At 56.9% G+C, this 18378-nt stretch carries 16 protein-coding genes and 1 pseudogene; 8 read left to right on the top strand and 9 right to left on the bottom strand.

Going from position 1 to position 18378, the window contains the following annotated elements; translation table 11 throughout:
- Positions 1-347: 347 nt before the first annotated feature.
- On the top strand, positions 348-1070 hold the full coding sequence (locus ACW5XD_RS22475; RefSeq protein WP_456496812.1) for a head GIN domain-containing protein: 723 nt from the start codon (positions 348-350) through the stop codon (positions 1068-1070).
- Positions 1071-1136: 66 nt separating this feature from the next.
- Here ACW5XD_RS22475 and fghA read toward each other — a convergent pair whose 3' ends face one another.
- Both fghA and ACW5XD_RS22465 read right to left on the bottom strand, forming a co-directional pair.
- The gene (fghA, locus tag ACW5XD_RS22470) at positions 1137-1973 is read right to left on the bottom strand and encodes an S-formylglutathione hydrolase (RefSeq protein WP_456496811.1); all 837 of its coding nucleotides are present in this window, start codon (positions 1971-1973) and stop codon (positions 1137-1139) included.
- 48 nt (positions 1974-2021) lie between these two features.
- Complete coding sequence (locus ACW5XD_RS22465) at positions 2022-3149, bottom strand: S-(hydroxymethyl)glutathione dehydrogenase/class III alcohol dehydrogenase (protein WP_456496810.1); 1128 nt, start codon at positions 3147-3149, stop codon at positions 2022-2024.
- A gap of 120 nt (positions 3150-3269) precedes the next feature.
- Here ACW5XD_RS22465 and ACW5XD_RS22460 point away from each other — a divergent pair, with 120 nt between their 5' ends.
- Positions 3270-4175: a LysR substrate-binding domain-containing protein gene (locus ACW5XD_RS22460; protein WP_456496809.1), complete on the top strand. Its 906-nt coding sequence runs from the start codon at positions 3270-3272 to the stop codon at positions 4173-4175.
- A 70-nt stretch (positions 4176-4245) separates the two neighbouring features.
- Here ACW5XD_RS22460 and ACW5XD_RS22455 read toward each other — a convergent pair whose 3' ends face one another.
- The 4 genes from ACW5XD_RS22455 to ACW5XD_RS22440 form a co-directional block, all read right to left on the bottom strand.
- Positions 4246-5211, bottom strand: coding sequence for an ABC transporter permease (locus ACW5XD_RS22455; protein WP_042866829.1), 966 nt, complete (start codon positions 5209-5211; stop codon positions 4246-4248).
- A gap of 2 nt (positions 5212-5213) precedes the next feature.
- On the bottom strand, positions 5214-6332 hold the full coding sequence (locus tag ACW5XD_RS22450; protein WP_456496808.1) for an ABC transporter permease: 1119 nt from the start codon (positions 6330-6332) through the stop codon (positions 5214-5216).
- A gap of 82 nt (positions 6333-6414) precedes the next feature.
- Complete coding sequence (locus ACW5XD_RS22445) at positions 6415-7995, bottom strand: ABC transporter ATP-binding protein (RefSeq protein WP_456496807.1); 1581 nt, start codon at positions 7993-7995, stop codon at positions 6415-6417.
- An 83-nt stretch (positions 7996-8078) separates the two neighbouring features.
- Positions 8079-9077 carry a BMP family lipoprotein gene (locus ACW5XD_RS22440; RefSeq protein ID WP_042866835.1) on the bottom strand — a complete coding sequence of 333 codons (999 nt, stop codon included), beginning with the start codon at positions 9075-9077 and terminating at the stop codon, positions 8079-8081.
- Positions 9078-9582: 505 nt separating this feature from the next.
- Here ACW5XD_RS22440 and ACW5XD_RS22435 point away from each other — a divergent pair.
- From ACW5XD_RS22435 to ACW5XD_RS22410, 6 genes are all read left to right on the top strand, one after another.
- Entirely contained in the window at positions 9583-9768 is a 186-nt protein-coding gene (locus ACW5XD_RS22435) for a hypothetical protein (protein WP_456496806.1), read from the top strand.
- Complete coding sequence (locus ACW5XD_RS22430) at positions 9722-11692, top strand: hypothetical protein (protein WP_456496805.1); 1971 nt, start codon at positions 9722-9724, stop codon at positions 11690-11692. Before ACW5XD_RS22435 ends, ACW5XD_RS22430 begins: the two co-directional genes overlap by 47 nt.
- Positions 11676-12236 (top strand): hypothetical protein, encoded by a 561-nt coding sequence (locus ACW5XD_RS22425; RefSeq protein WP_456496804.1) that lies wholly within the window; start codon positions 11676-11678, stop codon positions 12234-12236. Before ACW5XD_RS22430 ends, ACW5XD_RS22425 begins: the two co-directional genes overlap by 17 nt.
- 12 nt (positions 12237-12248) lie before the next feature.
- Positions 12249-14420 (top strand): DNA helicase II, encoded by a 2172-nt coding sequence (uvrD, locus tag ACW5XD_RS22420; protein WP_456496803.1) that lies wholly within the window; start codon positions 12249-12251, stop codon positions 14418-14420.
- Positions 14421-14869: 449 nt separating this feature from the next.
- Entirely contained in the window at positions 14870-15481 is a 612-nt protein-coding gene (locus tag ACW5XD_RS22415; protein WP_456496802.1) for a hypothetical protein, read from the top strand.
- Complete coding sequence (locus ACW5XD_RS22410; protein ID WP_456496801.1) at positions 15481-16467, top strand: DUF262 domain-containing protein; 987 nt, start codon at positions 15481-15483, stop codon at positions 16465-16467. Before ACW5XD_RS22415 ends, ACW5XD_RS22410 begins: the two co-directional genes overlap by 1 nt.
- A 110-nt stretch (positions 16468-16577) precedes the next feature.
- Here the strand turns inward: ACW5XD_RS22410 and ACW5XD_RS22405 are convergent, their stop codons facing one another.
- The 3 genes and pseudogenes from ACW5XD_RS22405 to ACW5XD_RS22395 form a co-directional block, all read right to left on the bottom strand.
- The gene (locus ACW5XD_RS22405; RefSeq protein WP_456496800.1) at positions 16578-17015 is read right to left on the bottom strand and encodes a DUF2846 domain-containing protein; all 438 of its coding nucleotides are present in this window, start codon (positions 17013-17015) and stop codon (positions 16578-16580) included.
- 82 nt (positions 17016-17097) lie between these two features.
- Positions 17098-17310: pseudogene (locus ACW5XD_RS22400) on the bottom strand (DUF2846 domain-containing protein); the annotation flags it as partial.
- Between the two features lie 208 nt (positions 17311-17518).
- A partial coding sequence (locus ACW5XD_RS22395) for a transposase (RefSeq protein ID WP_456496799.1) occupies positions 17519-18378 on the bottom strand: 860 nt, incomplete at its 5' end.

Here is an 18378-nt window from a genome sequence, read left to right as displayed (position 1 = left end):
TTGTTGCAGTGAAGACTGACAAGACAGTGGTAAATGCATTGATGGAGAGCTCTATACGCACAAGGTATCACTATTGGCTCAACGGACTGGCGCCACAACAAAAAACTTCCACGGTTTGTCAGCATAGCGACCCTGCGGGAGGGCTGCCAACCGACCGGGATCTCCCCGTTTTGGGATGGTCATTTTTACCAAATTATGGTCTGAATGACTCTCTGCATAGTGATGGTGCTGACATGGGAAAGTTAAATGATGATGAAAATCATGCGGTTGATGATTTGGCATGGGGTTTGCCCTCTATGAGGACCAAACGGTCTGAAGACGGCCAGAACACAACGAGGAGAGTGGCGATGAAATGGATGATGGGCATGATGCTGGTCGTGGGACTCAGTGGTTGCAGCTGGCTGGATGATACCCGGGTGAGCGGGGCGGGGGCCGTGATCGAGCAGCAGCACGCCATGGGTCGGCAGGTGACCCGGATACTGGCCGGTGTGCCCGCCAGTATCCATCTGGTCGCGGGTGAGGCGAGCGGTATTCATATCAAGGGACAGGAGAACCTCTTGCCCTATCTGGTGCTGACCGAGAAGGGAGACAAGCTGGAGATAGAGGTGAAGGATGGCTATCGGCTCGATCCCACAGAGCCGCTGGAGCTCACCATCACACTGCCGGAGCTCCATGAGCTGGCGCTGGCGGGCACGGGCAGCGGCGATCTGCATGGCTTCAAGGGTGACCAGCTGGTGCTGTCGGTGGCCGGCACGGGCGACATAGCCGCCATCAAACTGGATCTGAACCGGCTGGAGGGCAACATAGCCGGCCTGGGCGGCCTGGATCTGGGTGAAGGCTCGGCCAAAGCCATGGAGCTGAACATCGCCGGTGCCGGCGATGTGCTGGGCGCCGGTCTCAGAAGTGAGCAGGTCGAGATCAATATCGCCGGCAGCGGGGATGTGGAGGTGCGGGCCCGGGATCGGCTCAAGGTCGGCATCGCCGGATCCGGTTCGGTCAGCTACTGGGGTGATCCCAAGCTGGAGAGCAAGATCGCGGGCTCGGGTGACGTGACCCGCCAGGGCAGCTGACGCCGCTGGCCTCAAGCCGACCATCGAGAGCAGAAAAGAGACAGGCCCGTGACGGGCCTGTGTCGATCAGAGGTGGCTGGCGTGGAAGCGCAGGTGCGCCTCGATGAAGCTCGCCACAAAATAGTAGCTGTGGTCATAGCCGGCATGGCGGTTGAGCTCCAGCGGCCAGGCCTTGCTGGCGGCGGCATCGGCCAGGGCGTCGATGTGCAACTGCTCGGCGAGGAAGGGATCGTCCAGCCCCACGTCCACCAGGGTCGGCAGCGGCGTCACCTCATGGTGGCGCAGCAGCTGGCAGGCGTCCCACTCCTGCCACAGCAGCGGATTGTGGCCGAGGTAGGCACCGAGCGCCTTCTGGCCCCAGGGGCAGCGGCTCGGGTGGCTGATGGGGCTGAAGGCCGACACCGAGCGGTAGCGACCGGGTTCGCGCAGGGCGGCGATCAGCGCGCCGTGGCCACCCATGGAGTGGCCGCTGATGGCGCGCTTCGTCGAGACCGGAAAGTGGGTCTCTATGAGCTCGGGCAGCTCGCGGGTGACGTAGTCATACATCTGGTAGTGATCGTGCCAGGGGCTTTGACTGGCGTTGACATAAAAACCGGCACCCATGCCGAGATCGTAAGCGGGATCGTCCGGGATCCCCTCGCCGCGGGGGCTGGTGTCCGGCGCCACCAGGGCGATGCCGAGCTCGGCGGCGATGCGATGTGCCCCCGCCTTCTGCATGAAATTTTCATCGGTGCAGGTGAGGCCGGAGAGCCAGTAGAGCACGGGCACCTTCTGGCCGGTGAGGGCCTGAGGCGGCAGATAGATGGCAAAATTCATCTCGCAGCCGAGCAGGCTTGAGCTGTGGCGGTAGCGCTTGTGCCAGCCATCGAAGCTCTTGTTGCTGCTGATAATGTCCAGATTCATCGAGGAACTCCTGCACCCCGCCTGCAGTGGCGGGCGGGGTGATCATGCTCAGTAGTGGATGACGGTGCGGATGCTCTTGCCTTCGTGCATCAGCTCGAACGCCTCGTTGATCTGCTCCAGCGGCATGGTGTGGGTGATGAAATCATCCAGCCTGAACTCCCCCTGCATGTAGCGCTGCACATAGCTCGGCAATTCGCTGCGACCGCGCACCCCGCCGAAGGCGCTACCGCGCCAGACCCGGCCGGTGACCAGCTGGAACGGACGTGTGCTGATCTCCTGGCCCGCACCGGCCACGCCTATGATGACCGACTCGCCCCAGCCCTTGTGGCAGCACTCCAGCGCTGCGCGCATCACCTTGACGTTGCCGATGCACTCGAAGGAGAAGTCGACGCCGCCGTCAGTGAGATCGACGATCACTTCCTGAATCGGCTTGTCGTAATCGTTCGGGTTGATGCAGTCGGTGGCGCCCAGTTTGCGGGCCAGCTCGAACTTGCTCTCGTTGATGTCGACGGCGATGATGCGACCGGCCTTGGCCATGCGGGCACCGATGATGGCTGAGAGACCTATGCCCCCCAGACCGAAGATGGCGACGCTCTCACCCTCTTTCACCTTGGCGGTGTTCATCACGGCGCCTATGCCGGTGGTGACGCCGCAACCGAGCAGGCAGACCTCTTCCAGCGGGGCGGCCGGGTCCACCTTGGCGATGGAGATCTCGGGCAGTACCGTGTATTCGCTGAAGGTGGAGGTGCCCATGTAGTGATAGATGGGCTGGCCATCTTTCGAGAAGCGGGTGGTGCCGTCCGGCATCAGCCCTTTGCCCTGGGTGGCGCGGATCTTCTGGCACAGGTTGGTCTTGCCGGATTTGCAGAACTTGCACTCGCCGCACTCCGGGGTGTAGAGCGGGATCACGTGATCCCCCACCTTGACGCTGGTGACGCCAGCGCCGACGGACTCGACTATGCCACCGCCTTCATGGCCCAGGATGCAGGGGAAGACCCCTTCCGGATCTTCGCCGGACAGCGTGAAGGCATCTGTGTGGCAGACGCCGGTGGCGACTATGCGTACCCGCACTTCACCGGCCTGGGGTGGCATGACCTCCACTTCTTCGATGGAGAGGGGCTGACCCGGTCCCCAGGCGATGGCGGCTTTACACTTGATGCTTTGAACCTGTGCCATGAATGACATCCTTCTTGTTGCGGTAGGTGAACAGAGATGAACTCAGGTATGCAGTGTAGTTTCTCTTCGATTTGGTGATAATAAGGCTAAATATCAAATCACTTTTACACACAGGTAATAATGCTCGGCTGGGAAGGGATCTGTGAATTTGTCAGCGTGGCGGAGCAAGGGGGCTTTACCCCGGCGGCGCGCAAGCTGGGGGTGTCGGTGGCTCAGGTCAGCCGGCAGGTGGCACAGCTGGAAGACCGGCTGCAGGCCAAGCTGCTGCTGCGCACCACCCGTCAGGTGCGGCTCACCGAGCTTGGCGAAATCTATTACCGCCACTGCCGCCAGCTGCTGGACAACCTCTACGAGGCCGAACTGGCGGTGGGGCGCCATCAGGCGGTGCCGCAAGGGTCATTGCGGATCACGGCCCCCGTCTCCTATGGCGAGAGCCGCATAGCCCCGCTGGTGAACGATTTCATGGTGCGTTTCCCCCAGCTGGAGGTGACCCTCAACCTCACCAACCAGCTGCTGGATCTGGTGCATGAAGGCTACGATCTGGCGATCCGGCTCGGCCATCTCAAGGATTCGAGCCTGGTGGCGCGCAAACTGGCGCAGCGGGTGCCCTATGTGTGCGCCTCACCGGATTATACGGGGCGTCACGGCATCCCCAACAGCCTCTCCGAGCTGACCCGCCACCGCTGTCTGGTGGGCAACGGCGACGAGTGGTACTTCACCCTGGATGGCCGCCCGCATAGCGTGCGGGTGCACGGCCTGCTGCAGTGCAACAGCGGCCACGCCCTGCTGGACGCGGCGCTCAAGGGGATCGGCATCATTCAGCTGCCGGACTACTACGTGAGCGACCATCTGGCCCAGGGCGAGCTTGTCGAGCTGCTGCCCGAGCTGCGGGCACCGGAGGAGGGGATCTGGGCCCTCTATCCCCACAACCGTCATCTCTCCCCCAAGGTGCGGCTGCTGGTGGATTACCTGGCCGAGCGGCTCAGCGATCCCCATCAGCCCTCGCTGGTGCGACCGGTCGGTTGAGGGGCCGGCGGCATGAAAACAGACATAAAAAAGGCCCACTTGCGTGGGCCTTCTGTTGAGAGCGGGAGGGTTATTCCCGTTCCTTGACGTAGGGGGTGCCGAGCGCCTTGGGGGCCACCGCCTTGCCGATGAAACCGGCAAGCAGGAACACCGTCAGTATGTAGGGCAGCGCCTCGATGGCCTGTACCGGAATGGCGAAGCCACCTATGCTGACCCCTTGCAGCCGGATGGCGACCGCATCGAGGAAGCCGAACAGCAGGCAGGCCGCCATGGCATTCCAGGGGCGCCACTTGCCGAACACCAGCGCCGCCAGCGCCATGAAGCCCTTGCCCGCGCTCATGTTGGGGATGAACTGGGCCGTCTGGGCCACCGCCAGATAGGTGCCACCAATACCGGCCAGCAGGCCGCCGATGATGAGCGCGGTATAACGCATCCGCACCACGGAAATACCGGCGGTATCGACCGCCGCCGGCGCCTCGCCCACGGCACGCAGACGCAAACCGAAGCGAGTGCGGAACAAGACCCACCAGGCCAGCGGCACGGCGGCAAACGCCACGTACTCCAGCAGGGAGTGGCCGCTCAGCAGCTCGCTATAGAGCTGGCCGATGACGGGCACGTCATACAGCTCCTTGGCGTAGGGCAGATCGATGGGGGCGAAGCGGGCCGCACCGGACAGCGCCGGGGTCTGGCCACCCTGATCGAACCAGTAACGGCCCAGGGTGACGGTCAGACCGGCCGCCAGTATGTTGATGGCCATGCCGCTCACCACCTGATCGCCCCTGTGGGTGATGGTGGCAAAGCCGTGCATCAGGGCGAACAGGATGGAGACACCCACCCCCGCACCCAGACCAATCCAGGCAGAGCCGGAGACGGCCGCCGCCGCGCCGCTGGCGAACGCCGCCGCCAGCAGCTTGCCTTCCAGCGCTATGTTGACCACACCGGAGCGTTCACAGAACATGCCTGCCATGGCGGCCAGGATCAGTGGTGGTGCTGTCCGTATGGTCGCATCCAGCATCAGGATCAGAGTTTCGAACATGATCAGACTCCCTTGGCTTGCGCGGATGAGCGGTTGGCAAACGCCAGATAGAGCTGCTCGATGCGCGGACGCATCATGTGCTCAAGGGCGCCACAGAACAGGATCACCAGACCCTGCAGCACCACCACTATGTTGCGGTCGACCCCGAACTCGAAGCTGAGCTCGGCGCCCCCCTGATAGAGGAAGCCAAACAGCAGGCTGGCGATGATGACGCCGACCGGGTGGTTGCGTCCCATCAGGGCCACCGCGATACCAGTGAAGCCGAAGCCTTCCACGAAGTTGAGCTTGATCTGGTGCAGCTCGCCCTGCAGCACGTTGAGGGCGAAGAAGCCTGACAGCATGCCGGAGATCACCATGGCCAGGATCACCACCTTGGGATAGGAGATGCCCGCATAGGAGGAGGCGCTCTGGCTCGCACCCACGGAGCGGATCTCGTAGCCCCAGCGGGTATGCCAGATGAAGACCCAGACCAGGGCTGCACAGATCAGCGCCCAGAAGAAGCTGATGTTGAGCGGGCTGTTCGGCATCTCCATGCCGAAACCGCTCGCCAGCTCGCTGACTTTGGGCAACCAGCTCGCCTCGGCAAACACCTTGCTCTCGGTCGCCATGGAGCCCGCCGGCTTGAACACCTCGACCAGCAGGTAGGCCATCAGGGAGGCGGCGATGAAGTTGAACATGATGGTGGTGATGACGATGTGGCTGCCGCGTTTGGCTTGCAGCCAGGCCGGGATGAAGGCCCAAGCCGCGCCGAACAGGCCGCCGGCTATGATGGCCAGCGGCAGCAGCAGCGCGAACGGCAGGGAGTCGCCGAGCAGCAGGCAGACCAGACCGACGCCGAGGCCGCCGATATAGGCCTGACCTTCACCACCGATGTTGAACAGGCCGGCATGGAAGGCCACCGCTACCGACAGGCCGGTAAAGATGAAACCGGTTGCGTAATAGAGGGTGAAACCGACCCCTTCACCCGTGCCGAAGGCGCCATACCACATGATCTTGGCGGCATCGACCGGGTTGATGTCGAGGTAGTAGAACAGGATGGCCGACACCAGGAAGGCCAGCAGTATGTTGACCGCGGGCAGCACGCCCACGGAGATCCAGGCAGGGATACGTGCTTGGCTCATGAGCGAGCCTCCTTGGCAATCTCGTCGGGGACGGGTGCGTTGACCATCATCAACCCCATTGTTTCACGGAAGGGTACCAGGTTCATGATGTGGCTCCTTCGGGTTGGCTGGCAGCCACCTCGTCAGGCACTATGTTCGCCATCATCAACCCTATGGTGCGCTCATCCGCTTTGGCGGCATCCAGCTCACCGACGATACGGCCGTCGGCGATGACCAGGATCCGGTCGGACAGGCTCATGATCTCGTCCAGCTCCACCGACACCAGCAACACAGCCTTGCCCTTGTCGCGCATGGCGATGATCTGCTGGTGGATGTACTCGATGGCGCCGATATCGACCCCGCGGGTCGGCTGGCCGATCAGCAGCACATCCGGGTTCTGTTCCACTTCCCGGGCGATCACCAGCTTCTGCTGGTTGCCACCGGAGAAGTTGGCCGTCTTGTGATCGGGATGGGGTGGGCGCACGTCCCACTTGTCCATCTTGGCCTGGCAATCCTGCAGGATCGCCTCCTTGTTCTGCAGCCAGCCCTTGTTGTACTGGGGACGGCGGTGATAACCCAGGATGAAGGCCTCTTGCGCCTCGAATCGGTTGATCAGGCCCATCTTGTGCCTGTCTTCCGGCACATGGCCGAGGCCATAGTTGCGTACCCGCTCGGGATCGGCCGGATGCGCCACGCTCACCTCGTGCGCCTGACCATTGCCTGTGATGGTAAAGCTGCCCTTGCTGGGCTTGATGATGCCGCCGAGCAGGCTGAGCAACTCGGACTGGCCGTTGCCGGAGACGCCGGCGATGCCGACCACTTCACCGGCCCGCACCTCGAAGCTGACGGATTTGACCCGCTCCACCTTGGCATCGTCGAAGTAACTGAGCCCGTTGACCTTGAGCTTGGCCTCGCCCGGCTGGGTCGGGCCCTTGTCGACCTTGAGGCGCACCTTGCGGCCCACCATGAGTTCGGCCAGATGCTCCTTGTCGGTATCCTTGGTGGCGACGTGGGCCACCATCTCGCCCCGGCGCATGATGGAGACCTGATCGGTAATGGCCAGGATCTCTCGCAGCTTGTGGGTGATGAGAATGATGGTTGCCCCCTGATCCCGCAGCTTTTTCAGCACCTCGAACAGGTGATCCGCCTCTTGCGGGGTCAGCACCCCGGTCGGCTCGTCGAGGATCAGGATGCGGGCACCGCGATAGAGCGCCTTGAGGATCTCGACCCGCTGTTGCAGGCCCACCGGCAGATCCTCGACCTTCTCGTGCAGCGGCACGTCGAGACCATAGTCCCGCGCCAGCTCGCCCAGCAGCTTCTCGGCCGCCGCCAGGCTCTGGCCCAGGTGCCAGCCGTTTTCCGCGCCGAGGATGACGTTCTCCAGCACGGTGAAATTGTTAACCAGCATAAAGTGCTGGTGCACCATGCCCACGCCTGCGGCGATCGCATCTTGTGAGCCATGGGGTTTGAAAGGGTTGCCGTCGATGAACATCTCGCCTCTGTCGGCGTGGTAGAAACCGTAGATGATGCTCATCAGAGTCGACTTGCCGGCGCCATTTTCGCCGACGATACCGTGAATACTGCCTTTTTGAACCTTAAGGTCGATCTGCTTGTTGGCGTACACTTCGCCGAACCGCTTATCGATACCCCTTAATTCGATGGCATAGCGATCTGTCTGGTCCATGATGCAGTCCTTGCGGGTCATGAAGAGAGACTAAAAACCGGCCCCTACGGGCCGGTCGTTGGGTTGAGAGTAGTAGCGGTTACTCAGTATTTGCAGCTGTTGTCGCTCATATAGTCATGAACTTTGACCTTGCCGGAGATGATATCGGCCTTGATGGCGTCAACCTTGGCTTTCATGTCTGCGCTGATCAGCTTCTCGTTGTCTTTGTCGAGTGCCCAATCCACACCGCCCTCGGCCAGGCCCAGGTTCTTGATCCCCGGTTTCCAGGTGCCCTTGGCGGCGTCATCCCAAGTCTGATAAGCGGCCAGACCCACGGATTTGACCATGGAGGTCAGCATGGTGCCCGGCTGCAGGTGGTTCTGGTTGGAATCCACGCCGATGGCGAACTTGCCTTCATCCTTGGCTGCCTGGTAAACACCGATACCGGTACCGCCGGCTGCGGCGTAAACCACGTCGACGCCCTTGGCGAACTGGGACTTGGCCAGCTCGGCACCCTTGGCCGGGTCAGCAAACGCCGCCGGGGTGGAGCCGGTCATGTTCTGGAACACTTCGATCTTCGGATTGACGTACTTGGCACCCTGCTCGTAGCCGCACTCGAACTTGCGGATCAGCGGGATGTCCATGCCGCCCACGAAGCCGACCTTGCCGGTCTTGGAGGCGATGGCGGCCAGCGCACCCACCAGGAAGGAGCCTTCATGCTCCTTGAAGATGAGGGACTGCACGTTCGGCTTGTCGACCACCATGTCGATGATGGTGAACTGGGTTTTCGGGAATTCGGTCGCGACTTTCTCGACGGCCGAGCCCATGTTGAAGCCGACGGCGACGATCGGGCCGTTGCCACGGCTGGCCAGACGGCGCAGGCCCTGCTCACGCTGGGCTTCGTTCTGGGGTTCGAACTCCTTGACCTTGACGCCTTTGTCCTTGTTGTAGACTTCGACGCCGTTACGGAACACGGCTTCGTTGAATGACTTGTCGAATTTGCCAGCGGTGTCATAGATGACGGCGGGCTGGGAAGCTGCCTGAGCAGAAAGGGCAGCGAGAGTGAGGGTGGCAACGGTGGCCAGCTTGAGCACTTTAGTCACGATCGTATCCTTGATTGTTATTAAGTGAGGGGACTTGCTTGCCTGTCAAAACAGGCTATCTAGCACGCCAGGCTTACTCTAAGTCAGCCCCGATGCGGGTCAAGCAAATGATAAGGGAAAAACGTTTTCGTTAACGGTTTGAATTCTAATCAAATAACCTTATAAGAAGTTGTTTTTTAGCTGATTTTCAGTTTTTTCTGCTATCAGTCAAAAGATCCAAACGACATTTCTCTTATTGTTCAGCAAGTTACTGTAAACCGTTTTCCCCTCTTATTCATCCGCCCCCCCTGCCAGCCCGCGATCCGGCTAGCAAAATCCCCACAAACAGCGCGAGCAAGGATTGGCTACAGAGGGAAACAACCAAAGCTCACAGACCCTTTCTCCAATACTCTCCAGTCAACATTCCCTAACCAACAATGAGCCCCCTACTCTACTTTGTTGAGCAAGATCACAATTCCTTTGAACTCGAGATCCAGATCAAGTTGAAAACCATATGAGCCCCTGTATGATTCCCACCGCACAGATCTCAAATGAAGCTAACAAAGATATCAATTGGGCTTCTTTTGCATCACTTCATGCCACCCATTCTGGCTTCCTCAGTCAGGTGCCGGTGACATATGTATCGTTGTTTCAGGAAAATAAAAATGAAAAAGAATGTTCTGGCTTTATCGGTTGTGACGGCGTTATCTAGCCTGGCGCTGGCAGGTTGTGGCGGTGGTGGCGACGGTGCCAGCAGTGACAATGGCAATAATAATGGTGGAAACACCACCAAACCAGCGTTGACCGCCACCTTTATTGATAGTGCGGTAGCCGGTTTGAACTACACCTGCGGCAATTACTCAGACGTCACTAACAAGCAAGGCCAGTTCCTCTTTAATGACGGTGACACCTGTGCCTTCAAACTGGGCTCAATCCCGCTTGGGGAAACCCAGGTGAAAAAGGGCCAGACCCTGGTGACCCCATACACCATCGCCGAGAAGGGCGACAAAGATCGCGCCATTCGTATCGCCGCCCTGCTGCAAACCATGGATGCCGATGGTGATGCAAGTAACGGGATTACTCTGAAAGCAGAGGATGTGGTCAAGCTAGGCAACACACTTCGTTTTGACACCGATGACGCTTTTAATACCAGTCTGAATGAAGCTCTGAAACAAGCGCAAGTCGACAAAAAAGTGGTTGATACAACAGCCGCCGCAGCACATATGAATGCCACGCTGGCCAAAGCCAATGGTAAATCAGCCGCAGTGGACTCAGTTCTGCGCGACTTGGTGGAACAGAGCAAACATTGGGAACAGACTGACTTCGAAAATACGCTGCGCGGTTATAAAGATCGCTTAAGCACCGAGGCAGATGAACAAGGCAAAGCCGATCGCCAGATAATGCTGGCTATTATCGCCATGATGGAAGTGACCAATGACCCTATCGTCAGCAAGCGCTTCGACGTTGAACCGTCTCAAGTTGGACAGGGTTATACCACCATGCTGGCGAAAGTGCTGGATGCTGTAGTTAACCATGCTCGCCTGACCGTCAAAGAGGCCACTGGCAATACCAAGGATGTGGCAGAACTGCTGGCAAAATATGCCGTCCAGATGCAGGAAACTGCCAATAGTCTGAGCAATATTGTTAACCCGGAATACAAGGCAACCTACGGCGATAATGATGAACTGACCTTATCCTATGATCAGGTTCGCGCCCTGCGTGCCAGCGCCATCGCCATGGCTTCTGGTCTGAATATCATGGCCGCATACCAATATGGCGACGATCGCCATCTGCTACCTAAAACAGAAGTGCTGACACTGCCAATCTTTGCGTTTGAGGAAACCGGCATTGCGCACATTTACGATAATCCAGCCTACCCATCGTTTTGGGGAGATCAAAGTAGCTGGAAATATTCCCTCCCGAATTCACAAATCACCGCAGAGTACATTGATGCAGATGTGAATCCTGCTCTACTCTGGCAAGATCCCCAATTCTTCGTGATCAATCAGGCCGACCGTCTCAAGCTGGCGCGTACCCAGCTGGCTGAAGCCGCCATGCTGACTGCCAATTTGGGGAATGCCCTGACATCTCTGCGTCTCGATGCTGAAGAGGCCAAGAACACCCTCAAGCTGGCTGAAGCACTGGATAAACACCTGAATGGTCAACAAGCAAGTGTCACCATCGACTCAACAAATAACAACGGCATCTCCGTTAAACTTGATTTGAATCCGTTCTTCAACGAAGGGATGGATCGTAATGACGTCGATGTTATCGTTGGTGCAGGAACCTGCGAGCATGGCATGGGAGCCTACTCCGAGGAGTACTCCAAAATGATGGGCTATCCGGTTTGCGGTTTGAGCAATGCAGATGTAGAAGACATCTGGGCAGACACTTATCGCTTCTGGATCATGCCGCAACTGAGCTTCAAGGTTGATTACACCTCTGACTTCATCAAAAACGAGTTCGATCAAACGGCAAGCTACATCATGCACGTCACTCGCGCTCCGGTCGTTCCCTACCATACCGAAGTCACTCTGAAACCCCGTGAAGGTTCTACCTTCGGCAAGGTCTTTCTGGAGTGCCGTCGTACCGAGAATGGCCAATCGGATGTCGTAGATTGTGCTGCGCTTCAGTAACCTCAACAGCCCGAGCATTGTGGCACTGCTTGCCACAATGCTCATCAGCTTCACTCCGGGCGCCTTGGCGCTCGGAGTGACCGAACGCTACCGTGACTATTCGAACGCGGTATACGATGAGCAAGGGATGCTTGTTTATCGTATTTACGCCCGCGAATTTCATCGTGAACTCCTTCCCAAAAAACTCTCGCTGCTCAGCCTATTCTCCATGCGCGCGGTCAATAACCAGCGATCACACTACGAGCAGGGTGTATTACTACTGGGCGACTGCCCGCTCTATTTTGAAAAAGCCTATCTGAACGAAATGAAACTACGCCTCTATCGAGTTCACGGCACGCTTCCCGAAGGTAACGTGGTCGCAGCCGAGATGAGTTATCAGATAACCACCCATGAACTGGCAGGAGAAGACCTCACGCTCACCCCAACAGGTGAACAACGGCTGCTCCGAAAACGCCACTATCAAAAACAGCAACCTGTGCCACCTCGGGAATCATGCATTTCAGGATCGACGGAACTTCCGTATAATCCCCGCCTGTATAAATAAACAGGAGTGGTGATGGACGTTTCAACCCTGCTCGACGGGCTCAACGACAAGCAAAGAGATGCCGTTGCGGCGCCCCGCAGCAACCTGCTGGTGCTGGCCGGCGCCGGCTCGGGCAAGACCCGGGTGCTGGTGCACCGCATTGCCTGGCTGATGCAGGTGGAGCGTTGCTCACCCTTCTCCATCATAGCCGTGACCTTCACCAACAAGGCCGCCGCCGAGATGCGCGGCCGGGTCGAGAAGGTGTTGGGCAGCATGCAGCGCGGCATGTGGATAGGCACCTTCCACGGCATCGCCCACCGTCTGCTGCGGGCCCACCATCTGGATGCCGGTCTGCCGCAGGATTTCCAGATCCTCGATTCAGACGACCAGTACCGTCTCATCCGCCGCGTCATCAAGGCGCTCAACCTGGACGAGAAGCACTGGGCCCCGCGCGCCGTGATGAGCTACATCAACGGCAAGAAGGACGAGGGCTTGCGCCCCGGCGACATCGACCTCTACGGCGACCCCGTCACCCGCACCTATCAGCAGATCTACCAGACCTATCAGGAGACCTGCGATCGCTCCGGGCTGGTGGATTTTGCCGAGCTGCTGCTGCGCGCCCACGAGCTGTGGCTCAACAAGCCGCACATCCTCGAGCACTACCGGGATCGCTTCCAGAACATTCTGGTGGACGAGTTCCAGGATACCAACGGCATCCAGTACGCCTGGCTGCGGATGTTGGCAGGCGACAGCGGCAAGGTGATGATCGTCGGCGACGATGACCAGTCCATCTACGGCTGGCGCGGCGCCAAGATAGAGAATATCCAGCGCTTCCTGACCGATTATCAGGGCGCCGAAACCATCCGCCTGGAACAGAACTACCGCTCCACCGCCAACATCCTCAAAGCTGCCAACTGCGTCATTGCCAACAATTCTGAGCGGCTCGGCAAGGAGCTGTGGACCGAGGGGGCCGAGGGCGACCCGATTTCCCTCTACGCCGCCTTCAACGAGGTGGACGAGGCCCGTTTCGTGGTCGGCCGCCTCAAGGATTGGAAAGAGAAAGGCGGCCTCTTGGCCGACTGCGCCATCCTCTATCGCTCCAACGCCCAGTCGCGGGTGCTGGAAGAGGCGCTGATGCAGGACGCCATGCCTTACCGCATCTACGGCGGCCTGCGCTTCTTCGAACGGCAAGAGATCAAGGACGCCATGGCCTACCTGCGGCTGATCAACAACCGTGGCGACGACGCCAGCTTCGAGCGGGTGGTCAACACCCCGACCCGTGGCATCGGCGATCGCACCCTGGAGATACTGCGGGCCAACGCCCGGGATCAGGGCCAGAACCTGTGGCAATCGGCCAAGGGGCTGCTCAACGACAAGGTGCTGACCGGTCGCGCTGGCAACGCGGTGCGCGGCTTCGTCGATCTGCTGGATGCGCTGGAAGAGAAGGTCTCTCTATTGCCGCTGCACCAGCAGGCGGATATCGCCATCCAGCACTCCGGCCTCAAGGCGATGTATCTGGCGGAAAAAGGCGAGAAATCCCAGGCGCGGGTAGAGAACCTGGACGAACTGGTCACCGCCTGCCGCCAGTACCAGCGCCCGGACGAGCTGGAAGACATGAGCGATCTCTCCGCCTTCCTCGCCCACGCGGCGCTGGAATCCGGCGAGAATCAGGCGGACGAATATGCCGATGCTGTGCAGTTGATGACATTGCACAGCGCCAAGGGGCTGGAGTTCCCGCTGGTGCTGCTGGTCGGTGTCGAGGAGGGCATGTTCCCCAGCCAGCAATCCACCGAGGAGTCGGGCCGCCTGGAAGAGGAGCGCCGCCTCTGTTACGTGGGCATGACCCGCGCCATGGAGAAGCTCTACATCTGTTATGCCGAGAGCCGCCGCATCTACGGCCGCGAGATGTTCCACAAGCCGAGCCGCTTTATCCGCGAGATGCCCGCCGAGTGTCTGGAGGAGATCCGGCTGCGCACTCAGGTCAGCAGACCCACCCAGTACGGCCGCTTTAGCCAGAACGAGGTGCAGCAGAGCTTCGACGCCAGCGGCATCAAGCTCGGCCAGCGGGTGCTCCACCCTAAATTCGGCGAAGGCATAGTGCTCAACTTCGAAGGGGTCGGCCAGCAGAGCCGGGTGCAGATCCAGTTCGACGACGTCGGCGCCAAGTGGCTGGTGACGGCGTATGCCAGATTGGAAGCGCTTTGATTATTCTCGCCTTTTGATGCAACCAACCCGGCTTAGGCCGGGTTGGTTTTGATGTCAACCATCGCAAAAACCTTAAATCCGCACTCGTCCGAACACCCTTACGATATTCTAACCTACGAGCTGGATGGAAAATTTCTTGCTCCATCTCAAATTTCTCATGATTCACCCTTCCTTTGTTCTATCGTTCCTTTACCATATCCAATAGAATCCAATTGTTGCGCGAAGTTTTCTAGGTGTAATCATTATTTTCACCTCAATCGCTTAACAGTTGAGAGCTCTAACTCCAGGTCGGGAGTCAATTTAATTGTTCGGTAGACTGCACTATCAACTCAACAGGATGTGAAGAGGATACGTAGGTCTTTGGCTCAATAAGGCTATGTTTGTGCACAGTAAATTTACTAGTTCAGTGTTTAAGCAGCAGCACGACTAGGATAGGTGAGATTACCAAAATGAACCTAGATGATTTTAATAGTGAACTCGGACGTAAAACTGAAGAAGATGCTATGCTGGATTTTTGTCGAAAGCATGTTCTGCATGGTACGCCATATGTATTTAACATGAGGGATGAGGACTTCTATGAATTTAGGAAAAAAATCGCAAACAAATTCAACATCCCATTTCATGAAGTATATATAACAGGCTCAGCTAAATTAGGCTTTAGTCCCTTCAAGAATAAAATTTTTGACTATGATTCTGATATCGATGTAGCTCTGGTATCTCCAACGCTATTTGATACACTGATGAAAGATATAGCCAAATATCAAATGATGATAAGACAGAACAGAAGAGTAGTTCAAGAAAAGGAATTGGATACATATCATTCTTTTTTAGAGTATGTGGCTCTCGGTTGGATTAGGCCGGATAAATTACCAATTTCATTCCAAATGAGAGCGATTAAAGATGATTGGTTTGATTTTTTTAGAAGCATATCGAATGGCAAGTCAGAGGTTGGTAATTATCCTGTAAATGCCGGTGTTTTTAAAAGCCATCAACACTTGGAAGATTACATACTCTCTGGTCTGAATAATTTGAAAAAGCAAAGAATACAAGGACATAAATAATGGCAGCTCAAATTAAACCGTCAGTTACAAACCCTACCATCGCTGATATATATGAAAAAATAGATACTCACAGGTTAGAGCTTGCGCCTAATTTTCAAAGAAAGTTTGTTTGGACACACGAGCACCAAGAAGCTTTCTTGGATACCATACTGAATGGGTTCCCCTTCCCTGAAATATATGTTTGCCAAGGCTCAACAGACACAAAAAAATTACGAACAACCCAAAAAGTAATTGATGGGCAACAGCGACTAACCACTATAAAAAACTACATAGAAAATGAGTTTAAAAAGAGTTTAAAAAGCATCCCAAGCTTTGATGAATTGAGCGAGGAAGCTCGAGAAAACTTTCTTTCTTATCAGGTCGTTGTACGAGACATTGGTAAGGTTGAAGATGATTTAGTCAGAGAAATATTCCGCCGAATAAACCTGACCAAATTCAAACTGGATAACATTGAAATTCACAATGCTATTTACGATGGTAAGTTTATTCAAATTGCTAAAGAACTTGCAAATGAAGTTGCGCTTGAGGAATTTGGCGTATTTCATGAATCAGAATTTACACGCATGGCAGATGTTCACTTCTTCTTACAGGTCATGTCCACTCTTGTGAGAGGCGGATACTATCCCAGAGATAATGAAGTTGAGAAGTGCGTAGCAGAATTCAACGAAGTATTCCCTGATTCACATAAGATAAAATCACAAATACTCAAATCAGTAGCAATAATCCAAGGGTTAGGTTTGGAAGCAGATTCGATTTGGTTTAGAAAATCATGTTTCTTCACTCTCGTAGTAGAACTCTGCACAACCGACATCCTTCCTAGTGATATATTAAACAGGCTAAATGATTTTGATAATGCAGTTCTCGCAAGTAAAAATGCGAAAGACACTGATCACGGAGCTTTTTATCACTCAATGTATTCTGGTACGAATGATAGAAAGGCCAGGGTCATTCGATCAGAGGCTTTTAGGAAATATATCCTAGGGTAGAAAAATCTGTCCCCAAACCTTTTTAACCAAGAGAATCTGGGACACCCACCTTTCTGACAGAGGCGTAGCTGGTGAGGCTACGCCGTGATGTTTTAGGTGAAGGTATCTGGTCACTTGACCAGCTTGCTCTCCATCACCCCTTGCTTGCCCTCCTCTTCACTGACCTGACTCAGCTTGGATCGGGCCATCAGCAGGCCCATCTTGACCTCCTGCCAGACGTAGTAGTTTTTACCCGCCTCGGTGCTGAGGGTCAGGGTGGCATCGTTCTCCGACTTGGAGGTGATGGTGTGGCTGCCCGGTGTCACCTGCTTGAGGATATAGCTGCGGGCCACGGTATCGCCGACCGCCATCCCATCCACCAGCACCGGCATTTTAACGGCCGTGCCGAAGGTCTCGTTGCGATAGATATAGAGGTTGGCCGCATCTTTAGGCGCCACAAACTGCTTGGCCTGCGCGTCTGCGGTGGCATCGGCCATGGGTACGGAAGCACAACCGGAAAGCAGCGCCGCCGACAGCAGGGCGGCACTCATCATTATTTGCCTGAACATCATGAAATCTGGGACACCCACCTTTCTGACAGAGGCGTAGCTGGTGAGGCTACGCCGTGATGTTTTAGGTGAAGGTATCTGGTCACTTGACCAGCTTGCTCTCTATCACCCCTTGCTTGCCTTCCTCCTCGCTGACCTGACTCAGCTTGGAGCGGGCCATCAACAGGCCCATCTTGACCTCCTGCCAGACGTAGTAGTTTTTACCCGCCTCGGTGCTGAGGGTCAGGGTGGCATCGTTCTCCGACTTAGAGGTGATGGTGTGGCTGCCCAGCGTCACCTGCTTGAGGATATCGAAATCTGGGACGAAATCTGGGACACCCACCTTTCTGAGTAAGCCGTAGCCGGGTTGGTGATGTGGTGTGTGGTGATGGAGGGTTGGCTCGGGGGCTGGAGTTGGAGCGACAAGGTGACGGTTCTGGCCTTTAAAGCTTTTTATTCAGGCACAGTCATGCCTGGCATCTGCATGACATGCCGGGGTGTGATATCAAGTGGGGACTCGCGATTCAAATAGGCGGCTGGTGACATCGCCGCTGGCCGCAGTGCTGTGCGAACAGTTGGCAATGTTCCCTGTCACCCACAGCTCTGATGCCTTGCCGCCGAAACAGCGTCACTTGTCGCAACCATTGCGCGGTCTCAAGGCCAAGTCGTTGCAGGATGGGGGCAAGGTGAGCCGAAATATGGCCCCGTTTGTCGGTTCTGATTGCTCGTCCTGTCCAGTCGACCAGCGTCAAATAGTCGGTAAAGAGGTAGGGCGGGCCATCTGACTCACTTCTGCTGGAGAACGGCAGCAACAGAGGTGGCAATGGCGCTGCGGGTTGTGGGTCAGCGAGGCGTTGTTTGATGCTGGTGTAATCACTCTCTTCCGGTCTGTCGGTAATCGCTGCCCGTATCGGATTGAGGTCAACGTAGACCATACAGGCCAGCAGGGCTGATTCGGTGAGCAAGGCCTGACTCTTGAAACGCCCTTCCCAGAAATGACCCTTGCAACCATCTTCCTGATTGGCCTGGCGGGCCAGGTTTTCATTGAGCAGCCGAACAAACCAGCTGATGGAATGAAGCCGCTCACGCCATAGGGCTATCAGCTGTTGAACGACCATCAGTTCCGGTTCAATCAGGGATTCCCCCTGATACCAGCGCCGCACCAGCAGGGGCCACTGAAACAGTGCCGCCCAACGCTCGGCTATCTCCCGCTCATTCCAGTTGGTGGCCGTATCAGACTCAACCTTGAGCACCAGGTGGTAGTGATTGTTCATCACTGCATAGGCGCAGACACCGATGGCAAACAGTCGCGACAGTTGGCCCAGCTTGTCGACCACCCACTGGCGCCTGTGCTCGTAACTCTGGCCGGAATGGGCATCTTCAC

This window comes from Aeromonas enterica (genome assembly GCF_054052465.1).
Note: the sequence above shows the minus strand (reverse complement) of the source record. Positions and strands in the feature narration are given on the sequence as shown.